This is a genomic window from Salmonella sp. A29-2 (assembly GCF_020150755.1).
GTDB lineage: Bacteria > Pseudomonadota > Gammaproteobacteria > Enterobacterales > Enterobacteriaceae > Salmonella > Salmonella enterica.
On sequence record NZ_CP083731.1, the window covers coordinates 987,409 to 1,007,364 of the forward strand.

A 19,956-nucleotide genomic window follows, 5' to 3' on the forward strand; every position below is an offset into this window, starting at 1 on the left:
AAATACGCCCACACGGCCTTTGCGACAAGATCGCTCCCGATGCCTGCGCACGTTTAGCTAAAGCATTCGTCATTAAAAAACCGTGCATAAGTCGTTATGATAGAAAAAGTTAATTTATCCGGAGCGCTCATGGAGTTACGAAACACCGCGTTTCATCTGTTACGCCAACTTTTTCAGCAACATACCGCACGCTGGCAGCATGAACTACCGGAGCTCACCAAACCTCAATATGCGGTGATGCGCGTTATTGCTGAACATCCGGGTATTGAACAGGTCGATCTGACCGAAGCGGCGGTCAGCACTAAAGCGACGCTGGCGGAGATGTTAAGCCGGATGGAAAATCGTGGGCTGGTAAAGCGAGAAAACGATCCGCTGGATAAACGTCGGCGTTTTGTCTATCTCACCGTTCAGGGCCAAACGTTGCTCGCCGCCGCGATACCACTGGGGGATCGCGTTGACGATGAGTTTTTGGGGCGACTGAGCGCTGAAGAACGCGAACAGTTTACGCAACTGGTACGCAAGATGATGACGTAAGCGGCTTGCGCCGCTTTGCTATTGTTTGGCCATCAGCAGTGAGATATCCACTTTGGCCAGCGCCCGAATTGCGCTTTCCGGCAGGCCGTCATCGGTGACGATTTGGTTGAATTCCGCCAGCGGTAACGCCAGCCACGTCGCGACCTGGCCGTATTTGGTCGCGTCGCACACCAGAATTTTTTGGCGGCTGGCGCTGGCGACGGCCCGTTTCACCGTGACTTTATCTTCTGCCGGCGTTGAAATACCGCGCACGCTCCAGGATGAGGCGGAAATAAAGGCCTGGTCAATCATCAGCCCGCGCAAAAGCGTCGCCGCGGCTTCACCGACGCACGACCGGTTTTCCCGGCATACCGCCCCGCCAGTGTGAATAATTGTGCAATCGCTATTGTCCATCAGGTAATCGGCGATAACGAAATCATTCGTTACCACCGTAAGTTTATTCATCGTAACCAGCTGCCTGGCAATCGCCAGCGTGGTAGTACCTGCATCAAGGTAGATACAGCTTTCTGGCTGTACCAGGCTGGCGGCCAGTTTGCCAATCGCCGCTTTCTGCGGCGTCGCCAGTTCGGTTTTGATCTGATGCGAGGGTTCGTGCGCCACGCGAGTCGATGATTGCACGCCGCCAGAGACCTGGATTACCGCGCCTTGCTGCTCCAGTTTTTGTAAATCACGGCGGATAGTCATGTGGGATACATGCATGCGCTCGGTCAGTTCAGCGATACTGACGACGCCTTTCTCCGCCACCATATCAAGAATGATTTGTCGACGCTCAGTAGGTATCAACGTCTGCTCCTTTCTTTAGTCCTGTCGCGATTTTACGCGATTTCTCGTCACAGCGTGTGAAGTTCTATGAGGATTGCCTTCACAAAAAATAACACATTTTGTTATTTTTTGTGAAACAACTCACCGCAATTGTTTACAAAAACGCCTATATTCACATAACAAAACATAATATCACGTAAATTAACATGGAGTGATAATGACAACAGGAACCGATTTTCATGTCGGCATTGTGGGGCTTGGCTCAATGGGAATGGGCGCTGCGCGTTCATGCCTGCGCGCCGGGCTTTCCACATGGGGGGCCGATCTTAACCCGCAAGCGTGCGCGAATCTTCTTGCTGAAGGGGCTTGTGGGGCTGCCGCCAGCGCCAGGGAGTTCGCCGGCGTCGTGGATGCGTTAGTCATTCTGGTCGTCAATGCCGCCCAGGTCAGACAGGTGTTATTCGGTGAGGATGGCGTCGCCCATCTGATGAAACCCGGAAGCGCGGTGATGGTTTCGTCCACGATCTCAAGCGCCGACGCGCAAGAGATCGCCGCGGCGTTGACGGCATTGAATCTTAACATGCTGGATGCGCCGGTTTCCGGCGGCGCGGTAAAAGCGGCGCAGGGCGAAATGACGGTGATGGCCTCCGGGAGCGAGGCGGCGTTTACCCGCCTGAAGCCTGTGCTGGACGCCGTTGCCAGCAACGTTTATCGCATCAGCGATACGCCGGGCGCAGGTTCAACCGTCAAAATCATTCATCAACTGCTGGCTGGCGTGCATATTGCGGCGGCGGCCGAAGCGATGGCGCTGGCCGCGCGGGCCGGTATTCCTCTGGACGTGATGTATGACGTCGTGACCCATGCCGCCGGCAACTCCTGGATGTTCGAAAACCGTATGCAGCATGTCGTTGACGGCGACTATACCCCGCGTTCGGCCGTCGACATTTTTGTCAAAGATTTGGGGCTGGTTGCCGACACGGCGAAAGCGCTGCGCTTCCCCTTACCGCTGGCCTCTACGGCGTTAAATATGTTCACCAGCGCCAGTAACGCCGGTTATGGCAAAGAGGATGACAGCGCTGTGATCAAAATTTTCTCAGGGATTACTCTGCCTGGCGTCACGCCTGAGGAGCCGTCATGTTAAAAATTGGCGTCATTGCCGACGATTTTACCGGCGCGACCGACATCGCCAGTTTTCTGGTCGAAAACGGGATGCCGACAGTGCAGATCAATGATGTCCCAACCGGGACGCAACCGGAAGGGTGCGACGCGGTGGTTATCAGCCTGAAAACCCGCTCATGCCCGGCGCAAGAGGCGATAAAACAATCGCTGGCGGCGCTGGTATGGCTAAAAAAACAGGGCTGCCAGCAAGTCTATTTCAAATATTGCTCGACTTTCGATAGTACCGCCGAAGGCAATATCGGCCCGGTCACCGATGCGCTGATGGTGGCGCTGGATACCTCATTTACCGTGATTTCTCCCGCGCTGCCGGTTAACGGACGCACGGTTTATCAGGGCTATCTGTTTGTCATGAACCACTTGCTGGCGGAGTCCGGTATGCGCCACCACCCTATCAATCCGATGACCGACAGCTACCTGCCGCGTCTGATGGAAGCGCAGGCGCAAGGGCGCTGCGGCGTTATTCCGGCTCAGACGCTTGATGAAGGCGTTGCCGCGACCCGTGCGGCGCTGTTGCGTTTACAGCAGGAAGGATATCGCTACGCGGTACTTGACGCGCTCAATGAGCGGCACCTGGAAATTCAGGGCGAGGTTTTGCGTGATGCCCCGCTGGTGACCGGCGGTTCCGGGCTGGCAATGGGGCTGGCGCGTCAGTGGGCGAAGCACGGCGTTTCTCAGGCCCGTTCCGCAGGCTATCCGCTGAGCGGTCGCGCGGTGGTGCTTTCCGGTTCCTGTTCGCAAATGACGAATCAGCAGGTGGCCTTCTATCGACAACATGCTCCCACACGCGATGTTGATGTGGCGCGCTGCCTGTCATCCGAGACGCGCGAGGCCTACGCTGAAGCGCTGGCGCAGTGGGTGCTCAGTCAGGACAGCGAACTGGCGCCAATGATTAGCGCCACCGCCTCCACGCAGGCGCTGGCCGCCATCCAGCAGCAATATGGCGCTACTGAAGCCAGCCATGCGGTAGAGGCGCTCTTTTCCCTGCTGGCCGCTCGCTTAGCGGAAGGCGGTATCACCCGGTTTATCGTGGCGGGCGGCGAAACCTCGGGCGTGGTGACGCAAAGCCTCGGTATTACCGGTTTTCACATCGGACCGTGCATTTCACCCGGCGTGCCGTGGGTCAACGCGCTCCATGCGCCAGTCTCGCTGGCGCTAAAGTCAGGTAATTTTGGCGATGAATCCTTTTTCATCCGCGCTCAAAGGGAGTTTCAGGTATGACGATACTGGCAAAAGAAGAGCACGCTTTGCGAGAAGAGATGGTCAGGATAGCCGCCTCGTTTTTCCAGCGCGGCTATGCCACCGGCTCGGCAGGCAACCTCTCGCTGTTACTGCCGGACGGCAATATTCTGGCGACGCCCACCGGTTCGTGTCTGGGTAATCTCGACCCGCAGCGGCTATCCAAAGTGGACCCGCAAGGCGAATGGCTCAGCGGCGATAAACCGTCTAAAGAGGTGCGTTTTCATCTGGCGTTGTATCGCAATAACCCTTGCTGCAAGGCCGTGGTACATCTGCACAGCACCTGGTCAACGGCGCTTTCCTGTCTCGAAGGACTGGACCCGCAAAATGTGATTCGCCCGTTTACCCCCTATGTGGTGATGCGGATGGGGGACATTCCGCTGGTTCCCTACTATCGCCCGGGGGATGACCGAATTGCCCGCGATTTGGCAGCGCTGGCGGCCCGGCATCAGGCCTTTTTACTGGCTAATCATGGGCCGGTCGTGTGCGGGGAGAATTTGCAGGAAGCCGCTAATAATACCGAGGAGCTGGAAGAGACGGCAAAGCTGATTTTTATCCTTGGCGAACGCCCGATTCGTTATTTAACCACCGAAGAAATTGCGCAGTTAAGGAGATAACCCGATGCCGCGTTTTGCCGCCAATTTGTCGATGATGTTTACCGAAGTGCCGTTTATCGAGCGTTTTGCCGCTGCTGCCGAAGCCGGTTTTCAGGCCGTTGAGTTTCTGTTCCCCTACGGCTTTGCCGCCAGCGAGATTAAAGCCAAGCTATCGCGTCATGATCTGACGCTGGCGCTGTTTAATACTTCGGCGGGCGATACCGCGGCGGGCGAGTGGGGACGTGCCGCGCTACCGGGGCGCGAACACGACGCGCGCGCCGATATCGATCTGGCTCTGGAATACGCTCTGGCGCTGGAATGCGAGCAGGTTCACATCATGGCGGGCGTCGTGCCGGATGGCTCTGATGGCGCACGTTATCGCGCCACGTTTATCGATAATTTGCGTTATGCCGCCGACCGGTTTGCCGCCCACGATAAACGTATTTTGATCGAAGCGCTGAGTCCTGGCGTTAAACCCGGCTACCTCTTTTCCAGCCAATATCAGGCGCTGGGCATCGCAGAAGAGGTTGACCGCCCGAATGTGTTCATCCAGCTCGACACTTTCCATGCGCAAAAAGTGGATGGCAATTTGAGTCACCTGATTCGCGAGTACGCGGGCCGCTATGCCCATGTACAAATCGCCTCGCTACCGGACAGACATGAACCGGATGATGGCGAGATCAACTACCCGTGGCTGTTCCGGCTGTTCGATGACGTAGGTTATCGCGGCTGGATAGGCTGCGAATACCAACCACGGAATACCACTCAGGACGGGCTTGGCTGGTTTAACGCCTGGCGCTAACCCTGAACTACCCTACACAACAATAAAGAGGACATCCGGATGCAGATTATCATTACCGGCGGGGGCGGCTTTTTAGGCCAGAAACTCGCAAGCGCCTTATTAAACTCATCGCTGGCGTTTAACGAACTGCTTCTTGTTGATTTAAAAATGCCTGCACGGTTATCAGATTCCCCTCGTTTACGCTGTCTGGAGGCTGACTTAACCCAGCCGGGCGTGCTGGAGAATGTGATTACCGCTAATACCTCTGTTGTTTATCATCTCGCTGCGATTGTCAGCAGCCATGCGGAAGACGATTTCGATCTGGGATGGAAAGTTAACCTGGATCTTACCCGCCAGTTACTTGAGGCGTGTCGTCGGCAACCGCAGAAAATTCGTTTTGTCTTCTCCAGCTCGCTTGCCGTTTATGGCGGTACGCTGCCGGAATGCGTCACCGATACCACCGCGCTCACGCCGCGCTCGTCTTATGGCGCGCAGAAGGCCGCCTGTGAACTGTTGGTCAACGATTATACCCGCAAAGGCTATGTGGATGGGCTGGCGCTGCGTTTGCCGACGGTCTGTGTTCGCCCGGGTAAACCAAACCGCGCCGCTTCTTCTTTTGTCAGCGCGATTATTCGTGAACCGTTGCAGGGCGAGACGACCATCTGCCCGGTGTCTGAAAGTTTGCGGCTGTGGATTTCCAGCCCGGCGACGGTGATCCATAACCTGTCGCTGGCCGCAACGTTACCCGCGCCTGGCGAGGCGAGCAGCATCAACTTACCCGGGATCAGCGTAACCGTGGGCGAGATGCTGGAAACGTTGCGTCAGGCGGGCGGTCAGGCGGCGCGCGATCGGGTTACGCATCAGCGCGATGAAGGCGTCGAGAAAATTGTCGCCTCCTGGCCGGGACGTATCGATAACCAGCGTGCGCTGGCGTTAGGTTTTGTCGCCGATAAACGCTTCGATGACATTATCGAACGCTTTCGACAAGATGATATGGAGGGGTGGTCATGACAAGTTTACCGACCCCAATTATCGGCCTGATCGTTGCCGTTTTCGTGCTGGTATGGCTGGTGTTACGCACCCGTGTTCATGCGCTGATCGCGATGCTGGCGGCGGCCTGTATCGCCGGTCTGTTGGGGGGAATGGGCATTGATAAAACGCTCTCTGTCATCACCAGCGGATTCGGTACGACGCTGGGCAGCATTGGCCTGGTGATTGGTCTTGGCGTAATGATGGGGCGCTTGCTGGAGGTTTCCGGCGCGGCGGAGCGTATCGCCTGGAGCTTTATCAAATGGCTGGGGAAACGCCGTGAAGAGTGGGCGCTGGCGATCACGGGTTATATTGTCAGCATTCCCATTTTCGTCGATTCCGCTTTTGTCATTCTTTATCCGGTGGCGAAAGCGCTGGCGAAAAGCGGTAAACGTTCGCTACTGACGCTGGGCGTCGCGCTGGCGGGCGGGCTGGTGGTCACTCACCATACGGTACCTCCGACGCCCGGTCCGCTGGGGGTAGCCGGGATTTTTAACGTCGACATCGGCGCAATGTTATTAACCGGGATGGCGCTGGCGGTGCCCTGTGTGATCGGCATTGTGTTCTATGCGCAGTGGCTGGATAAACGCTACCCTGATTTCGTGCCGCGTACGCTGAACGCCGATGAAGTCAATGCCGCGCTGGAGCAGTACAATAAAGAGAAAGAGCAAAAGGATCTGCCGAGCCTGACGCTCTCTCTGCTGCCTATTGTGGTGCCGATCGTGCTGATCTTCCTGAAGGCTATCTGCTCCACCCTCGCCACTGTAGAAGGATGGTCCGGCCTGGCGACGCATCCGGTGGTACAGGCAATCAACTTTGTGGGAAGTCCAGTGATCGCGTTGGCCATCAGCGTTCTGCTGGCGGTGTATACGCTGGTGCCGCGCATGGATAAACATACCACCGCAGAGCGTCTGGAAGAGGGCTTGCAAAGCGCCGGGATTATCTTACTGGTCACGGGCGCTGGCGGCGCGTTGGGCGCGATCCTGCGCGACAGCGGCGCGGGGCAACAGCTGGCGGAGCAGGTTGCCAACCTGCCGATCTCGCCGATCCTGATCCCGTTTATCGTGGCGACGTTGGTACGCCTGATTCAGGGATCGGGGACGGTGGCGATGATCACTGCCGCCTCGATTTCCGCGCCGATCCTGGCGCAGATCCCCGGCATCAATATGTTGCTTGCCGCTCAGGCCGCAACGATGGGGTCGCTGTTCTTCGGCTACTTCAACGATAGCCTGTTCTGGGTGGTTAACCGCATGATGGGCGTCTCTGATGTCAAACAGCAGATGGTGGTTTGGTCTGTACCGACGACCATTGCCTGGGCGATTGGCGGCACCGGCGTGGCGCTGATTAACCTGCTGTTCGGTTCCGGCGGCAGTTGGCTCGATCCGTTACTGCCGATTGTCGTTCTGGCGGCAATTATGCTGTGGGTGCGTTGGCAGGCGCAGGGGATCAAAGACAAGCTGGTAGTTAAGGATTAAGACGGTATTATCCGTCCGGGAGCGCAATGCTCCCGGACTGGCTACAATGATGGGGCGTGCTCCCCGCAATCCCATTGCGAACGTAAAAAATCAATAAATGCGCGTACTTTTGTCGATACATGGCGGGCGTCCGGGTAAACGGCATAAATGCCCTGACGGGGAAAATGATAGTCGGGTAACAGGTGAATTAACGTTCCCTCCTCCAGTGCGGTGTTGACTAACCATTGCGGCAGTAATGCGACGCCGCTTCCTGCGAGAGCGAAGGCCATCAGCGAGCGCGCGCTGTCGACAGAAATTTTGCCAGCTTTGCTTATCTCCAGGCGTGAGTGTTGGCCATGATTATTCGTTACTGTCCACCGTAGCGGCGTAGGTAATCGCTCATGAATAATCCATTCCGCCTGGGCCAACGACTCCAGCGACGACACGGGGTGGCGGGCGAGCCACTGCGGCGCGGCGACCGGCAGAATGGTAAAGCGGGATATCAGCGCGGCGCGATAGCGGGAGTCGGCCAGCGAGCCAAGCCGAATCGCCACATCAAAGCGCTCGGCAATTAAATCGGCATGATGTGATGAGGACATATGCCGAATACGGAGATCGGGATGGCGCTGACTAAACTGCGCCAGTACCGGAATGACCACCTGTTCGCCAAACTCGGGCGTAGTGGTAATACGTAACTCGCCGCCCAGCCCACTATGGCTGGCACGCACTTCATCCTGCAAATTTTTCGCGGCATTGAGTAAATTCACGCCTTTTTGGTAAAAGAGGACGCCAGCGTCTGTGAGCGTCAATCGTCGGGTGGAACGTAGCAGTAACGTTACGCCAAGCTCTTTTTCAAGCTGCCGAATATTAAAACTCACTACCGCTTTTGTTTGGCCCGATGCGGCCGCCGCCGCCGTGAAGCTGCCGCTATCTACCACGGCGATAAACAGCGACATACGCTGCAAATTGAGCATGGCGAGCTCCTTTACTGTCAAAATTATTTTGACAGTATATCGTTGAAGCGCGGACTTATCTGGCTTTCTCCGGACGGCTACATTAGCGCCTCTGACGGAGGATGCATAATGACGTATCGCAGTAAAGTGGCAGTGGTTTACCTGCTCGGCTTCTTTCTTGATCTGATTAATCTGTTTATTGCCAGCGTGGCTTTTCCTGCGATGTCCGTGGATCTGCATACGTCCATATCGGCGCTGGCATGGGTGAGTAATGGTTATATCGCAGGATTAACGCTGATCATTCCGTTTAGCGCGTTTCTTTCACGTTATCTCGGCGCACGACGGCTGATCATATTTTCGCTCATTCTGTTTAGCGTTGCCGCCGCTGCCGCAGGTTTTGCCGATTCATTACACAGCCTTGTTTTCTGGCGTATTGTGCAGGGGGCGGGCGGTGGCTTATTGATCCCGGTTGGTCAGGCGTTAACCTGGCAACAGTTTAAACCGCATGAACGCGCTGGCGTGTCATCGGTTGTCATGATGGTGGCGCTACTGGCGCCGGCATGTTCGCCTGCGATTGGCGGGCTGCTGGTGGAAACGTGCGGCTGGCGCTGGATATTCTTTGCCACGCTGCCGGTGGCCGTTCTCACTTTATTGCTCGCTTATCGTTGGCTGAACGCCGCGTCGACGACAATGGCGTCAGCAAGATTGCTCCATCTGCCGTTGTTGACGGACAGGCTGCTGCGTTTTGCCATGATCGTCTATCTGTGCGTACCGGGTATGTTCATTGGTATCAGCGTGGTCGGGATGTTTTATCTACAGAACGTCGCGCAGCTATCGCCTGCGGCGGCGGGGTCGCTGATGCTTCCCTGGTCGATCGCTTCATTTGTCGCCATTATGCTTACCGCACGTTACTTCAATCGGCTTGGGCCGCGTCCGCTGATTATCGTCGGCTGTCTTCTTCAGGCCGCAGGGATACTGCTTTTAACTAACGTTACGCCTGCGACATCGCACCGTGTACTGATGATGATATTCGCCTTAATGGGCGCTGGCGGCAGTTTGTGCAGCAGTACCGCGCAGAGTGGCGCTTTCCTGACTATTGCTCGCCGGGACATGCCTGACGCCAGCGCGCTATGGAATCTTAATCGTCAGCTCAGCTTTTTCCTTGGCGCGACGCTGTTGACGCTGCTGTTAAATGCGCTCCAGCGCGTTATGTCGCTTGAGGTTGCTTATCGCTGGACCTTTATTGCTGCCGCCGGTATCACCCTGCTGCCCCTTATTTACGCTGTCTGTCTAAACAATAGACAGGCGCTTCTGTGCCTGAAAAAGGAAAGATCATGAATCCATATAAAGATGAAATTATTCATGCCCATGCGGCGATTGAGAACTGGCTTAGTAAGGGGGTGGGTAGCCTGGAGGCGTTGATAGCGCGTTTTGCTGTTGATTTTACGATGATAACGCCAGGAGGTATTTGTCTGGATTATCCGGCGCTGGGCGCTTTTTTCCAGGCGCAGCGCGCGTGTCGCCCGGGGCTGGTTATCGTGGTTGAGCACATTGACCTTGTGGCGGAGTGGCCGGAAGGTGCCGCGCTGCGTTATCGTGAGCGCCAGCAACTGCCGGGCCAGGCTGAGACGGTACGCTGGTCGACTGTCATTTTAAAAAGGGAAAGAGGACGGATAGTCTGGCGTCATTTACATGAAACGACAGTCACAGCCTGAAAAGCCTGTTCCGGCGCGTGGGCCCGATAACGCGCCGCTATCGGGCCCGACACGTTTACACCAGACTTTTCAGCCGATAGATCCACTCCAGCGCCTGGCGTGGCGTCAGGGAGTCCGGATCGAGATTCTCCAGCGCTTCAACGGCAGGCGATGTCTCCTCCGGGGCCGCAAGCAACGACATTTGCGTGCCGTCCACCTGCGTTGCCGCCGCATTGGGCGAGATGCTTTCCAGCTCGCGGAGTTTTTGGCGCGCGCGTTTGATGACTTCTTTAGGGACGCCCGCAAGCGCCGCGACCGCCAGGCCATAGCTCTTACTTGCCGCGCCGTCCTGCACGCTGTGCATAAACGCGATAGTATCGCCGTGTTCCAGCGCATCCAGGTGGACGTTCGCCACGCCTTCCATTTTCTCCGGTAATTGGGTCAGCTCGAAGTAGTGGGTAGCGAACAGCGTTAACGCTTTAATCTTATTCGCGAGATTTTCCGCGCAGGCCCAGGCCAACGACAGCCCGTCATACGTGGAGGTACCGCGCCCGATTTCATCCATCAATACCAGACTGTTTTCCGTGGCATTATGCAGAATGTTCGCGGTTTCGGTCATCTCCACCATAAAGGTCGAACGCCCGGAAGCCAGGTCGTCCGCTGCGCCGACGCGGGTAAAAATACGGTCGATGGGGCCGATTTCCACGTTTTGCGCCGGAACGTAACTGCCGATATAGGCCAGCAGGGCGATCAATGCCGTTTGTCGCATATAGGTACTTTTACCGCCCATATTGGGGCCGGTAATGATCAACATCCGGCGCTGCGGCGACAGATTGAGCGGGTTAGCGATAAACGGCTCATTCAGTACCTGTTCAACCACCGGGTGGCGACCTTCGGTAATACGGATACCGGGTTTATCGGTAAATGTTGGGCAGGTGTAATTCAGCGTCCAGGCGCGTTCGGCCAGGTTAACCAGCACATCCAGCTCCGCCAGCGCGTTGGCGCTCTGCTGTAAATCGGCCAGATGCGGCAACAGCAGATCAAACAATTCGTCATATAGCTGTTTTTCCAGCGCCAGCGCTTTGCCTTTCGAGGTCAGAACCTTATCTTCGTACTCTTTAAGCTCAGGAATAATGTAGCGTTCGGCATTTTTCAGCGTCTGGCGACGCACATAATTGATGGGCGCCAGATGGCTTTGACCACGGCTAATCTGAATGTAATAACCATGTACCGCGTTATAGCCGACTTTCAGCGTATCCAGCCCGGTACGCTCGCGTTCGCGAATTTCCAGACGCTCGAGATAATCGGTGGCGCCGTCCGCCAGCGCGCGCCATTCGTCCAGCTCTTCATGGTAGCCGGGCGCAATAACGCCGCCGTCGCGGACCAGTACCGGCGGCGCGTCAATAATGGCGCGTTCCAGGAGGTCGCGCAGTTCGGCGAAATCGCCCATTTTTTTACGCAACGCCTGTACCGGCGCGCTGTCAACGGTTTCAAGCTGAGCGTGCAATTCCGGCAGTTGCTGAAAGGCGTGACGCATTCGGGCGAGATCGCGCGGACGCGCGGTGCGCAGCGCCAGACGCGCAAGGATACGCTCCAGATCGCCGACCTGACGCAGCACCGGTTGCAGTTCGCTGACGGTGTCCTGCAAGGCGCCGATGGTCTGCTGGCGTTCACGCAATATGTCGGTATTTCGTACCGGCATATGCAGCCAGCGTTTAAGCATTCGGCTACCCATTGGCGTCACGGTACAGTCAAGCACCGCGGCGAGGGTATTTTCGACACCGCCGGCCAGGTTCTGGGTAATTTCCAGATTGCGGCGGGTCGCGGCATCCATAATGATGCTGTCCTGCTGGCGTTCCATCGTAATGGAACGAATATGCGGCAGGGAGGTGCGCTGGGTATCTTTTACGTACTGTAACAGGCAGCCTGCCGCACATAATCCACGCGAGGCATTTTCGACGCCGAAACCGACCAGATCCCGCGTACCGAATTGCAGATTTAACTGCTGGCGGGCGGTATCAATCTCAAACTCCCACAACGGGCGACGGCGCAGACCCCGGCGTCCCTCTATTAACGCCATTTCAGCAAAATCTTCGGCATACAACAGTTCGGCGGGATTGGTGCGCTGCAGCTCTGCGGCCATCGTTTCACGGTCGGCGGGTTCGCTCAGACGAAAGCGCCCGGAGCTGATATCCAGCGTGGCGTAACCGTAGCCTTTACCATCCTGCCAGATAGCCGCCAGCAGGTTATCCTGACGCTCCTGTAACAGGGCTTCATCGCTGATGGTGCCAGGCGTAACGATACGCACGACCTTACGTTCAACGGGACCTTTGCTGGTGGCCGGATCGCCAATCTGTTCGCAAATAGCGACGGATTCGCCCTGATTGACCAGTTTCGCGAGGTAGTTTTCTACGGCGTGGTGCGGGATACCCGCCATAGGGATAGGTTCGCCAGCCGATGCGCCGCGTTTGGTCAGCGAAATATCGAGCAACTGCGACGCACGCTTTGCGTCGTCATAAAACAGCTCGTAAAAGTCTCCCATACGATAAAAGAGCAGGATCTCCGGATGCTGGGCTTTCAGCTTGAGATACTGCTGCATCATCGGGGTGTGGTTGGAGAAGTCCTTATCAAATGACTCATTCATATTGATTTTACTCGTTTTTTTATTCTTTCAAGTGCTCATGTGGCCCCGGGTAAAACCCTTATAAACTCACATAAACTCATAAATTTGTAGCTCACCTGTAGCCTAAAATGTGACAGGTTACATTCTCATCATTCCTGGACTACAACAGGGGTGATACTTTGAAAACAACTCTCAGCCAGCCTTTCATTATCAACAAGTTAAGTATCAATGTTAAGCCTGCACTCAGTCGCTCTGGAAAAATCGTTTTCGAAGCTAACCCAGCTCAAAAACTCTACATTGTTTTCGATGACCACAGAGAAGCTCCTGCTGGTTTCGGGGTAAAAGCCAGTTTGACGAAAAAAACCTACGTAATCCAGCGAAGAGTAGCCTCGTCAGATCGTAATGTCAGTGAGGGTAGGAAGCCAAGTTCTGTCTTGAAAGTAAAAGTTGGAAATGTGTTCGATTTTCCAAATATTGACGAAACAAGGCAAGTAGCCAGGCAATTAGTTCAGACCATGCTCGCAACAAAGAGAAATCCCAACAAAATTAAGAGGGGAGCGGATGCTTCCAAACTCAAAATGAGACTGTAATTAAAATTGTGTAATTGCCTGATTTTGATATGTTCGATTCAACATCAAAAGCTGGTTGCTTTATGGACGAAAAACAGTTGCAAGCTCTGGCTAATGCACTGGCCAAAATCTCAAAATACCTGAAGATCTCAGCCCGTTCGATCGTCTGCTGAAGAAAAACCAGACCCGCATTTCCGGCATAGATAACCAACATGCTATCAAAAGCGTACGGTGTTTCCGACGGACGAGTCAGTGAAAAAGGTTGTGTGACTGGCAATTCAGGCCGACATCCGAAAATGGACAATGTCGCTAAGGGACTGGCTCATGACAACGAGTCGCTTTATTATCACGCTCGGGTTCGGTAGCCGCCTGGACGTTCACTTCCGAGAAAGGCATTTACACCGAATGGTGTATAGGCTTGTGGTTGGTCTTCGGTGAGAGGCAGGATGTCTCTCATTAATCTCCGGGAGCGTACAATAGTTGCTCCGGCAGCCTGAAGGATGAAGTGTATATAACCTAAAACATAACGGATATAGCTTCCTTACTCAACCTGACGTAATACGCCGACAGTAAAATCAGGGATACCATACCATCATGGAAAGTCGTCAATACACCCGGCATCTTTCGCTTTCGGAGCTGAAATGGTTTGCTATCGGGATCGGTTTTTTTATTCTCAGCATAGCAACAGCCACCGTGAATTATCGGCTTTCCGGTATATCGCTACTGGTGGGCCTGTTGTTTATCATCTGGAAATTCAGCGTCACAGTTCTGTTTCTGTTTACGCCACGCAGGATGACGTTAACCGAAACCGCGTTGCAGGCCGGGCATCGTGTTATCCATTACGATGCGCTTGAATCAATGCGTCTGCTCCACCAATCCGACAAACTCATCTTGCGCCACAGTGGCGGCAAGAAGTACGTCATCTACCTTGATTTCTGGAACGATGGCAACGGAATTTACGACCGACTGGCTGCTGAACTTGTCCGGCGACACGGTTCTGCGCTGGGGGCGCGCCTCGCCGCCGATGGACGTCTTAAATTCGGCAAAGTGACCGCGCTGGCGGATCGGCTTGAACACAAAAACCGGGCGGTGCCGTATGCGCAGATCGCCAGTATTCGCACCCAGCGCGAGGAGGGTGCTGGCAGTTCAATGAGCTATCTGATGATTAGCACCGCTACGGGCCGGATCTGCAAAATCGACCGCTCCACTATCGTCAATGAGCCGCTGCTGCTCAACTTTCTTTCCCAGCGTTTACCCGCCTGACGACATTTTTATACAAGGATGAATCAATGGAACTGTACGTATCAAAAACCAGCCAGCAAAACATGCCTGTGGAGTTCAATATCTATTATTCCAGATCTAAAACGTTGGTTGGTATTGTGTTCTGGATTTGTATGATGGGAGTTTTTATTGCGCTGGCGGTGAGTATGGCCACCGATCCCGAGGAGCCCAAAACTGGCGGTGCTGTCTTTATGGGACTTATTTGTTGCGGCAGTCTGTTATTTATTGTGCGCCTGGCTCGCTCATTTTTAAGCGCGGCAAAGCCGGCAGTCACCATCAGTCGTGAAGGTATTCGCTTCTGTAATGGCAAATTCGCGGCCTGGACAAATATCGCCGAAAACACCTGGCATTCACAGAGCATTAACTTCATCCCGGCCGCCGCCGGTATTAAGATTGTGTTGCATGAAGGCAAGCCGATCCATTTCGCCACCACGGTTATTGCGCTTTCTTCCGATAGGTATCTGGAGCTGTGCGATCTTTACTCGTCTCAGGCGATCGAGTAACTACCTGCGTCGGATTACGGCTTCGTTTTTTTGGCCTGCGATCTTAATGCTGAAATGGGCAGAAAAACGCGAAATTTAGACGCTATTACGAATGGGCAATGGTACTTATTGAAGGCTATATCATTGCCCATAATGCAGGGAGGGTTGATATTATATAATTCTATTTCCAGATTACTTTATTTTAAAAAAAGACAGATTGCCTGAACAGAAAGAACCTGTGTCAATGTAGATTTGATTGGCGAATGTTGTTGTGTAGTCAACAATCATATGGCCGAAGATAAAAGTATCCGCACCGCGTATTGGATGGATATTCCCCTGTAACGAACCAAGCAGACGATCGCGTGACCATAGAACGCCATCAATATCAACTTGCTTCCCATAATCGTAGCTGTCATCTGGATAATCGGCATGGGCAATCACGTACTTCTTTGAGGACGTTTCAACCTCTATGATGTGAGGACGCTGCTTAAAAGTTAGTAATAGTTCAGTGGCTTCTTGCCTGTCTTTTTCGGTGACCGAGTCGTACCAGTAACCACCGTTTACATACCAGAAATTGCCATCCTGTGTTTCAAAAGCGTCAAGCGCCATAGCTTCATGATTACCCACTACAGAAATAAACCATGAGGTATTTAACAGTCTCAGTGTTTCAAGGTTTTCTTTTCCTCGATCAATGTTATCTCCAGTGGAGATCAAGAGATCGGTATCAGCAGAGAAATGTAATTGAGCCAGTCTGGTTAACAATAAGGAGTAACATCCATGAATATCACCAACGACCCAAATGTGGCGATAGAGATCGCTGTTGATGTCAGCATAACGGATTAATTCCATGATGTTCCTATAGCACAATTTTGGAGTCTGGTATTATAACAAAAAAGTAGGGTAATATTAATTTTTATTGTTTAAAATACACAGTTATTAAAATAGCCTACAAGCTAGAAATGAACAGAGAATATATATTTTATGAATCGGTTAATTAAAGTAGACGATGTGCTTGAAAGATGCACGATTTCTCGCGCAACACCTTACTGATTAATTGCAAAGGCATACTTTCCCGCTCAACGGAAGCTCTATCCCGAAGGGGCTTTGTTGAATAAAGAGATTGGCGGATCTGATCGTTACTGTCGTTTCAGCATCGGGTTCCCATGGCAAAGCAAAAGTTTAAAATCAACATCGGAGCGGCAGCAATGAGGTTTGGAAAAGAAAGTGGGCTATCACCGTCGTTCAGTAGTGGAAACAGCGATGTTCCGTATTAAAACCTTGCTGGGCGGTCATCTGAGCCTGCGGAACTATGACGCGCAGGTGGGTGAAGCGATGGCGATGGCCAAAGCGCTGAACAGGATGACGTTGTTGGCAATGCCGACCAGCGTCAGGCTCGTATAACGAGTGCTCCGGTGGGAGTCCTGTATCCTTATCGTTGGCCGATTCTGAATTATTCAACAAAGCCTCATGTTGTCATAACCTACCAGATGCAGATAAAGCCGCATAAAGCGTTTTAAACGACAGCAACAAGGAAAGGGGTTGATCGTTTAATGGTACTGCGCCAAATCCTTTGTACCAGTCGCAGACCTGTTTATTTTTGGCATCAATAAGCAGGGCTACGCCACCGACCTGCAAAGCCGCCTGTATGCAACGCTTTCCGGCAGATAACAAAAGTTGTGCTCCCAGCCCTTGCCCCTGCATAGATTTGTCTACGGCTAAACGACCCAGACGAAACACTGGCACATCGTGTCTCCCTAATCCTTTGCTGATTGCGCCGGGAACCTGTGCATATATCAGTGATGCAGGACTGACTGAGTAAAATCCATGGATACGTGTAACATCCGAATTATCAAGCGCAACATAGGTTTTCGTTGTCCCTTTCTCATGATTTTGTCGTGCATGGCGTTGCAGGAATTGGTTCAGATCGGCATCCCCACAATCAAAATTCATTCGATTGTGGGTTTTCCCTATCGCGGCCTCATGCCAGTCTGTAAACATCATTTCTTCATGTCCGGCAGGGCGAAAGCAGCAGCAAGAAGCTTTTCATTCGGCGCTGGCGGGTTATCTAAAATTTCCATGATCATTTGAGTATCACGCTCCGTCAGATATACCCGTTCGGCGGCATCAACAATCTTCTGTGCGACAGGTAGTACGTTACTGACCACAAAATCCGTCAGGTTGGTTTGCTGGATTGCCGCAGCGCGGACTATCAACTTTTTGGCATCCGTCGATACACGTAACGACAGCCTTTCGTTAGATTCTATAGCTATCTGAGGCATGGTTTTCATCCTCCTGTTTATGAACAATATGTACAATTATAATTCATATCTGTACGCTTTCAAGGCGTACAGATGAGGCTGATATAGTCCAGACATGGCAAGAAGGTCGTTCACTGTCTTTAAACAGGGGATTAACTTCGGTTTATCGCGATTGCATTATTTTAATCTCACTGATTACGTATCATCAGGGAGTTTGCTAAATATATTCATGATTCTCTTTTTTTACCGTAACTGCTTGATTGATCCTACCCGCGTAGTATGGACACAACCCTAAGCGGCGGACATCTCCTGCTCACGTTCAGAAGAAGAAAGCTGAGTTTGCTGTTTGCTTCGCCAGCTGTAGAGCTGTGATTTATACAGGTTAAGCTCACGGGCGGCAGCGGGCACCCTAATGCGTTCCGCCAGTTTCAGGGCTTCCTGACGAAATTCAGGCGTGTGCTGCTTGCGTGGCTTTTTGGTGGTTGATGCTGGTTTTGTCATGTGAGTCACCTCTTGCTTGAGCGTTTACTCACTTAGTTGCGTGTCCACTATTGCTGAGTAAGATCAGATGGTTAAAAATCAACAAAGGCCCAACGGCGTGCATTAGGCCCTGGTGATGAAGGTGGCATACGGGAGGATGTATATCCTACATTTTCATCCGGATGATGTAACAAAAATACAGATATCGGTAATGAAAGGATCATCACCGTTTAATAGAGGCCCATATATTGAGGTTCCATAATGGAAGAAGTTAACGCTGAGTTCACAATCGTTGTTGAGTCTGATCTGGATAAATATGAGTTAATTGATTTTTTATCCCAAGGGATTCCAGACATAATAAAAGTGAATTCATTATATTTAAGATACGAAAATACAATGATTACAATAGAAAGAAATTATGACTGTAATCCTAAGTTGATAAATGAGAATGATGGTTGGCTGTATTATAAATATGAATTAACGGTATTTTCCATGGAGAATACCTCGTATGAATATCAGTATGAATTAGCGAATAAAATTATGAATGCTCTACGTGAGGCGGGATATCTGGCAGAATCAATTTGGTAATATACCGGTACCTATGTAACAGCATCGTCGCCACCATACATGCAGGCTAAAAAAGAGTGAATAGTCAAGCACTTCAGAAATATCTACTCGCGATATACCATCAGAACAAAATGGTCAATTTAAAACTGATGGCGTCAAAGTTACTGGTGATCGAAAGGTAGATACAACAAATTATTTTAATTTGAAAAGCATATGAAATTTACTACTTTTAATTTTAACCGATTAACAAAATTCATAGTAATTAACTCCTGATTAATTCGACATATTTTTCACTAATCATAAAGCCATTTCCCAGCTTTCGCTGACTCAGAAAACATTCTGATTGTTAAAGGTGTACGAGTTCGTTCTACATCTTCCCGTTTTAATTTAAACCATCGTGTAAGCAGTGGAGTATTCTCCCAGGGAAAATAACACGACCATTTAACTTGTGATAAATCTACATTAAATTTTTTTTCAAATTTATCCAAAGCTTCATGCAGGTCATCGCCTGGAGCTTCAAATAAATCAGAATCAAGTTCTAAAGGGATTTCTTTCCAATTGCTGTCTAAATATCCGGGAATCTCTTCACGGAAGAGTGCTAACACCTCTTGCTGAATTGTGTCCATCAAAAGGATGTCCATTGTATACGATCTTTAGGGCGTGCTATTAGGTTGTATTTTGCCTGAGTTCTCCTTGATACCTGGTAAATTGAATTCACAAGACCAACCCAACCTAACCATGGAACATATCGTGCTATGACTGCGGCAAGATTATTTGTTTTTCGCATTCTTATACCAACGGGTGTAGGAACGCTAATACCAAAAGGAGTTCGTGCATTTCGTAAAAGCATTCTCCCATACCTGGAGATAACACTTGTCCCTTTGATTGCCTCTCCCGGTTTCGTTCTGGTTTTTAACCACGGTTGCCCGGCGAGGATGGCAGCACCTGACTCAATACCAATCCCAGGTTCATCACAAAATTGCTCAAGGAAAATTACATCAAATAGTTCACCTGCTGGCAGGTTCGATTGTCCGTGGTAGAAGTAGGTTCCGTTTAGTTCTTCTGTCGTATCCATTCAATCACCTTATAGACTGTTTGCCATTCATTCCAGACATCGGGACGTTTCTGCCGCTATACTAGCCTGGTCGTCAATACGCTGTCACAGGTAAAAAGAACGTTATTCGCGAAAAGTGGATGGGGTATCGTAAGAATGCCAACATGTGGGGCAAGAGGGGGATGTCAGTTTATCGCGATATACGAGACGATAGTTTGTCAGTATAAGTTTCGGCTATTTTCCCGAGTCTGGGAGGCCGTTCTTTATCGCCAATAAAAAAAGCAGCAGCGAGGTGCTGCTGTATCAAAAAGCAGATTGATAAATGCAACGTAAGAGACAAATGGCCAACCGTAAAAGTGACCATAGCTATAATAATTATATTAATATTAAGTGGCAATGCAAAATATGGTCTTAATTATATCAT

General features: G+C 52.0%; 20 protein-coding genes and 4 pseudogenes. 15 read left to right on the forward strand and 9 right to left on the reverse strand.

Annotated features, from left to right (window positions below):
* Positions 1 to 129 precede the first annotated feature (129 nt).
* A complete protein-coding gene (locus K8W53_RS04765) occupies positions 130 to 534 on the forward strand; it encodes a MarR family winged helix-turn-helix transcriptional regulator (RefSeq protein ID WP_000423338.1) in 405 nt (134 codons plus the stop codon).
* An 18-nt stretch (positions 535 to 552) separates the two neighbouring features.
* Here K8W53_RS04765 and ygbI read toward each other — a convergent pair whose 3' ends face one another.
* Complete coding sequence (gene ygbI / locus K8W53_RS04770; RefSeq protein WP_023205394.1) at positions 553 to 1,317, reverse strand: DNA-binding transcriptional repressor YgbI; 765 nt, start codon at positions 1,315 to 1,317, stop codon at positions 553 to 555.
* A gap of 196 nt (positions 1,318 to 1,513) precedes the next feature.
* On the opposite strand from ygbI, the gene ltnD reads away from it, so the two are divergent.
* From ltnD to K8W53_RS04800, 6 genes are read left to right on the forward strand one after another with little or no spacing between them, the layout of a single operon-like run.
* Positions 1,514 to 2,437, forward strand: a complete 924-nt coding sequence (gene ltnD, locus K8W53_RS04775; RefSeq protein ID WP_000206958.1) for an L-threonate dehydrogenase — start codon at positions 1,514 to 1,516, stop codon at positions 2,435 to 2,437.
* On the forward strand, positions 2,431 to 3,693 hold the full coding sequence (gene otnK / locus K8W53_RS04780) for a 3-oxo-tetronate kinase (protein WP_023225030.1): 1,263 nt from the start codon (positions 2,431 to 2,433) through the stop codon (positions 3,691 to 3,693). Before ltnD ends, otnK begins: the two co-directional genes overlap by 7 nt.
* Complete coding sequence (locus K8W53_RS04785; protein WP_000153636.1) at positions 3,690 to 4,328, forward strand: aldolase; 639 nt, start codon at positions 3,690 to 3,692, stop codon at positions 4,326 to 4,328. Before otnK ends, K8W53_RS04785 begins: the two co-directional genes overlap by 4 nt.
* A 4-nt stretch (positions 4,329 to 4,332) precedes the next feature.
* Positions 4,333 to 5,109 carry an HPr family phosphocarrier protein gene (locus K8W53_RS04790; protein ID WP_023225031.1) on the forward strand — a complete coding sequence of 259 codons (777 nt, stop codon included), beginning with the start codon at positions 4,333 to 4,335 and terminating at the stop codon, positions 5,107 to 5,109.
* A gap of 39 nt (positions 5,110 to 5,148) precedes the next feature.
* Positions 5,149 to 6,099 (forward strand): D-erythronate dehydrogenase, encoded by a 951-nt coding sequence (gene denD, locus K8W53_RS04795; protein ID WP_023225032.1) that lies wholly within the window; start codon positions 5,149 to 5,151, stop codon positions 6,097 to 6,099.
* Positions 6,096 to 7,592, forward strand: coding sequence for a GntP family permease (locus tag K8W53_RS04800; RefSeq protein ID WP_000202725.1), 1,497 nt, complete (start codon positions 6,096 to 6,098; stop codon positions 7,590 to 7,592). The genes denD and K8W53_RS04800 overlap by 4 nt, the downstream gene beginning before the upstream one ends.
* Before the next feature lie 41 nt (positions 7,593 to 7,633).
* Here the strand turns inward: K8W53_RS04800 and K8W53_RS04805 are convergent, their stop codons facing one another.
* The gene (locus K8W53_RS04805; RefSeq protein WP_072103492.1) at positions 7,634 to 8,566 is read right to left on the reverse strand and encodes a LysR family transcriptional regulator; all 933 of its coding nucleotides are present in this window, start codon (positions 8,564 to 8,566) and stop codon (positions 7,634 to 7,636) included.
* Between the two features lie 87 nt (positions 8,567 to 8,653).
* Between K8W53_RS04805 and K8W53_RS04810 the strand changes: the two genes are divergently transcribed.
* Together K8W53_RS04810 and K8W53_RS04815 are read left to right on the forward strand one after the other, a co-directional pair.
* Complete coding sequence (locus K8W53_RS04810; protein WP_001528048.1) at positions 8,654 to 9,862, forward strand: MFS transporter; 1,209 nt, start codon at positions 8,654 to 8,656, stop codon at positions 9,860 to 9,862.
* The gene (locus K8W53_RS04815; protein ID WP_001528034.1) at positions 9,859 to 10,239 is read left to right on the forward strand and encodes a DUF4440 domain-containing protein; all 381 of its coding nucleotides are present in this window, start codon (positions 9,859 to 9,861) and stop codon (positions 10,237 to 10,239) included. Before K8W53_RS04810 ends, K8W53_RS04815 begins: the two co-directional genes overlap by 4 nt.
* A 55-nt stretch (positions 10,240 to 10,294) precedes the next feature.
* Here the strand turns inward: K8W53_RS04815 and mutS are convergent, their stop codons facing one another.
* On the reverse strand, positions 10,295 to 12,862 hold the full coding sequence (gene mutS, locus K8W53_RS04820; protein ID WP_023181887.1) for a DNA mismatch repair protein MutS: 2,568 nt from the start codon (positions 12,860 to 12,862) through the stop codon (positions 10,295 to 10,297).
* A 158-nt stretch (positions 12,863 to 13,020) separates the two neighbouring features.
* Here mutS and K8W53_RS04825 point away from each other — a divergent pair.
* From K8W53_RS04825 to K8W53_RS04840, 4 genes and pseudogenes are all read left to right on the forward strand, one after another.
* Positions 13,021 to 13,419 (forward strand): annotated as a pseudogene (locus tag K8W53_RS04825) (cytoplasmic protein); the annotation flags it as partial.
* 210 nt (positions 13,420 to 13,629) lie between these two features.
* A pseudogene (locus K8W53_RS04830) lies at positions 13,630 to 13,848 on the forward strand (hypothetical protein); the annotation flags it as partial.
* Between the two features lie 156 nt (positions 13,849 to 14,004).
* Positions 14,005 to 14,673, forward strand: a complete 669-nt coding sequence (locus K8W53_RS04835) for a hypothetical protein (RefSeq protein ID WP_000445914.1) — start codon at positions 14,005 to 14,007, stop codon at positions 14,671 to 14,673.
* Between the two features lie 26 nt (positions 14,674 to 14,699).
* Complete coding sequence (locus K8W53_RS04840; protein WP_000424946.1) at positions 14,700 to 15,194, forward strand: hypothetical protein; 495 nt, start codon at positions 14,700 to 14,702, stop codon at positions 15,192 to 15,194.
* A gap of 171 nt (positions 15,195 to 15,365) precedes the next feature.
* Here the strand turns inward: K8W53_RS04840 and pphB are convergent, their stop codons facing one another.
* Positions 15,366 to 16,022, reverse strand: coding sequence for a protein-serine/threonine phosphatase (gene pphB, locus K8W53_RS04845; protein ID WP_023225036.1), 657 nt, complete (start codon positions 16,020 to 16,022; stop codon positions 15,366 to 15,368).
* A gap of 337 nt (positions 16,023 to 16,359) precedes the next feature.
* Between pphB and K8W53_RS04850 the strand changes: the two are divergent.
* Positions 16,360 to 16,574 (forward strand): annotated as a pseudogene (locus tag K8W53_RS04850) (IS5/IS1182 family transposase); the annotation flags it as partial.
* Between the two features lie 72 nt (positions 16,575 to 16,646).
* On the opposite strand, the gene K8W53_RS04855 reads toward K8W53_RS04850, so the two are convergent.
* The 3 genes and pseudogenes from K8W53_RS04855 to K8W53_RS04865 all read right to left on the reverse strand — a co-directional run.
* Entirely contained in the window at positions 16,647 to 17,174 is a 528-nt protein-coding gene (locus K8W53_RS04855; protein WP_000971653.1) for a GNAT family N-acetyltransferase, read from the reverse strand.
* Positions 17,171 to 17,461: a DUF1778 domain-containing protein gene (locus tag K8W53_RS04860; RefSeq protein ID WP_000855694.1), complete on the reverse strand. Its 291-nt coding sequence runs from the start codon at positions 17,459 to 17,461 to the stop codon at positions 17,171 to 17,173. Before K8W53_RS04860 ends, K8W53_RS04855 begins: the two co-directional genes overlap by 4 nt.
* 270 nt (positions 17,462 to 17,731) lie before the next feature.
* Positions 17,732 to 17,932: pseudogene (locus K8W53_RS04865) on the reverse strand (transposase); the annotation flags it as partial.
* Positions 17,933 to 18,172: 240 nt separating this feature from the next.
* Here K8W53_RS04865 and K8W53_RS04870 point away from each other — a divergent pair.
* Positions 18,173 to 18,499 (forward strand): hypothetical protein, encoded by a 327-nt coding sequence (locus K8W53_RS04870; protein ID WP_000393295.1) that lies wholly within the window; start codon positions 18,173 to 18,175, stop codon positions 18,497 to 18,499.
* 272 nt (positions 18,500 to 18,771) lie between these two features.
* On the opposite strand, the gene K8W53_RS04875 is transcribed toward K8W53_RS04870, so the two are convergent.
* Together K8W53_RS04875 and K8W53_RS04880 are read right to left on the reverse strand one after the other, a co-directional pair.
* Positions 18,772 to 19,119 (reverse strand): DUF1493 family protein, encoded by a 348-nt coding sequence (locus K8W53_RS04875; RefSeq protein WP_001555786.1) that lies wholly within the window; start codon positions 19,117 to 19,119, stop codon positions 18,772 to 18,774.
* Positions 19,104 to 19,553, reverse strand: a complete 450-nt coding sequence (locus K8W53_RS04880) for an STM2901 family protein (RefSeq protein WP_023225038.1) — start codon at positions 19,551 to 19,553, stop codon at positions 19,104 to 19,106. Before K8W53_RS04880 ends, K8W53_RS04875 begins: the two co-directional genes overlap by 16 nt.
* Between the last annotated feature and the right edge of the window lie 403 nt (positions 19,554 to 19,956).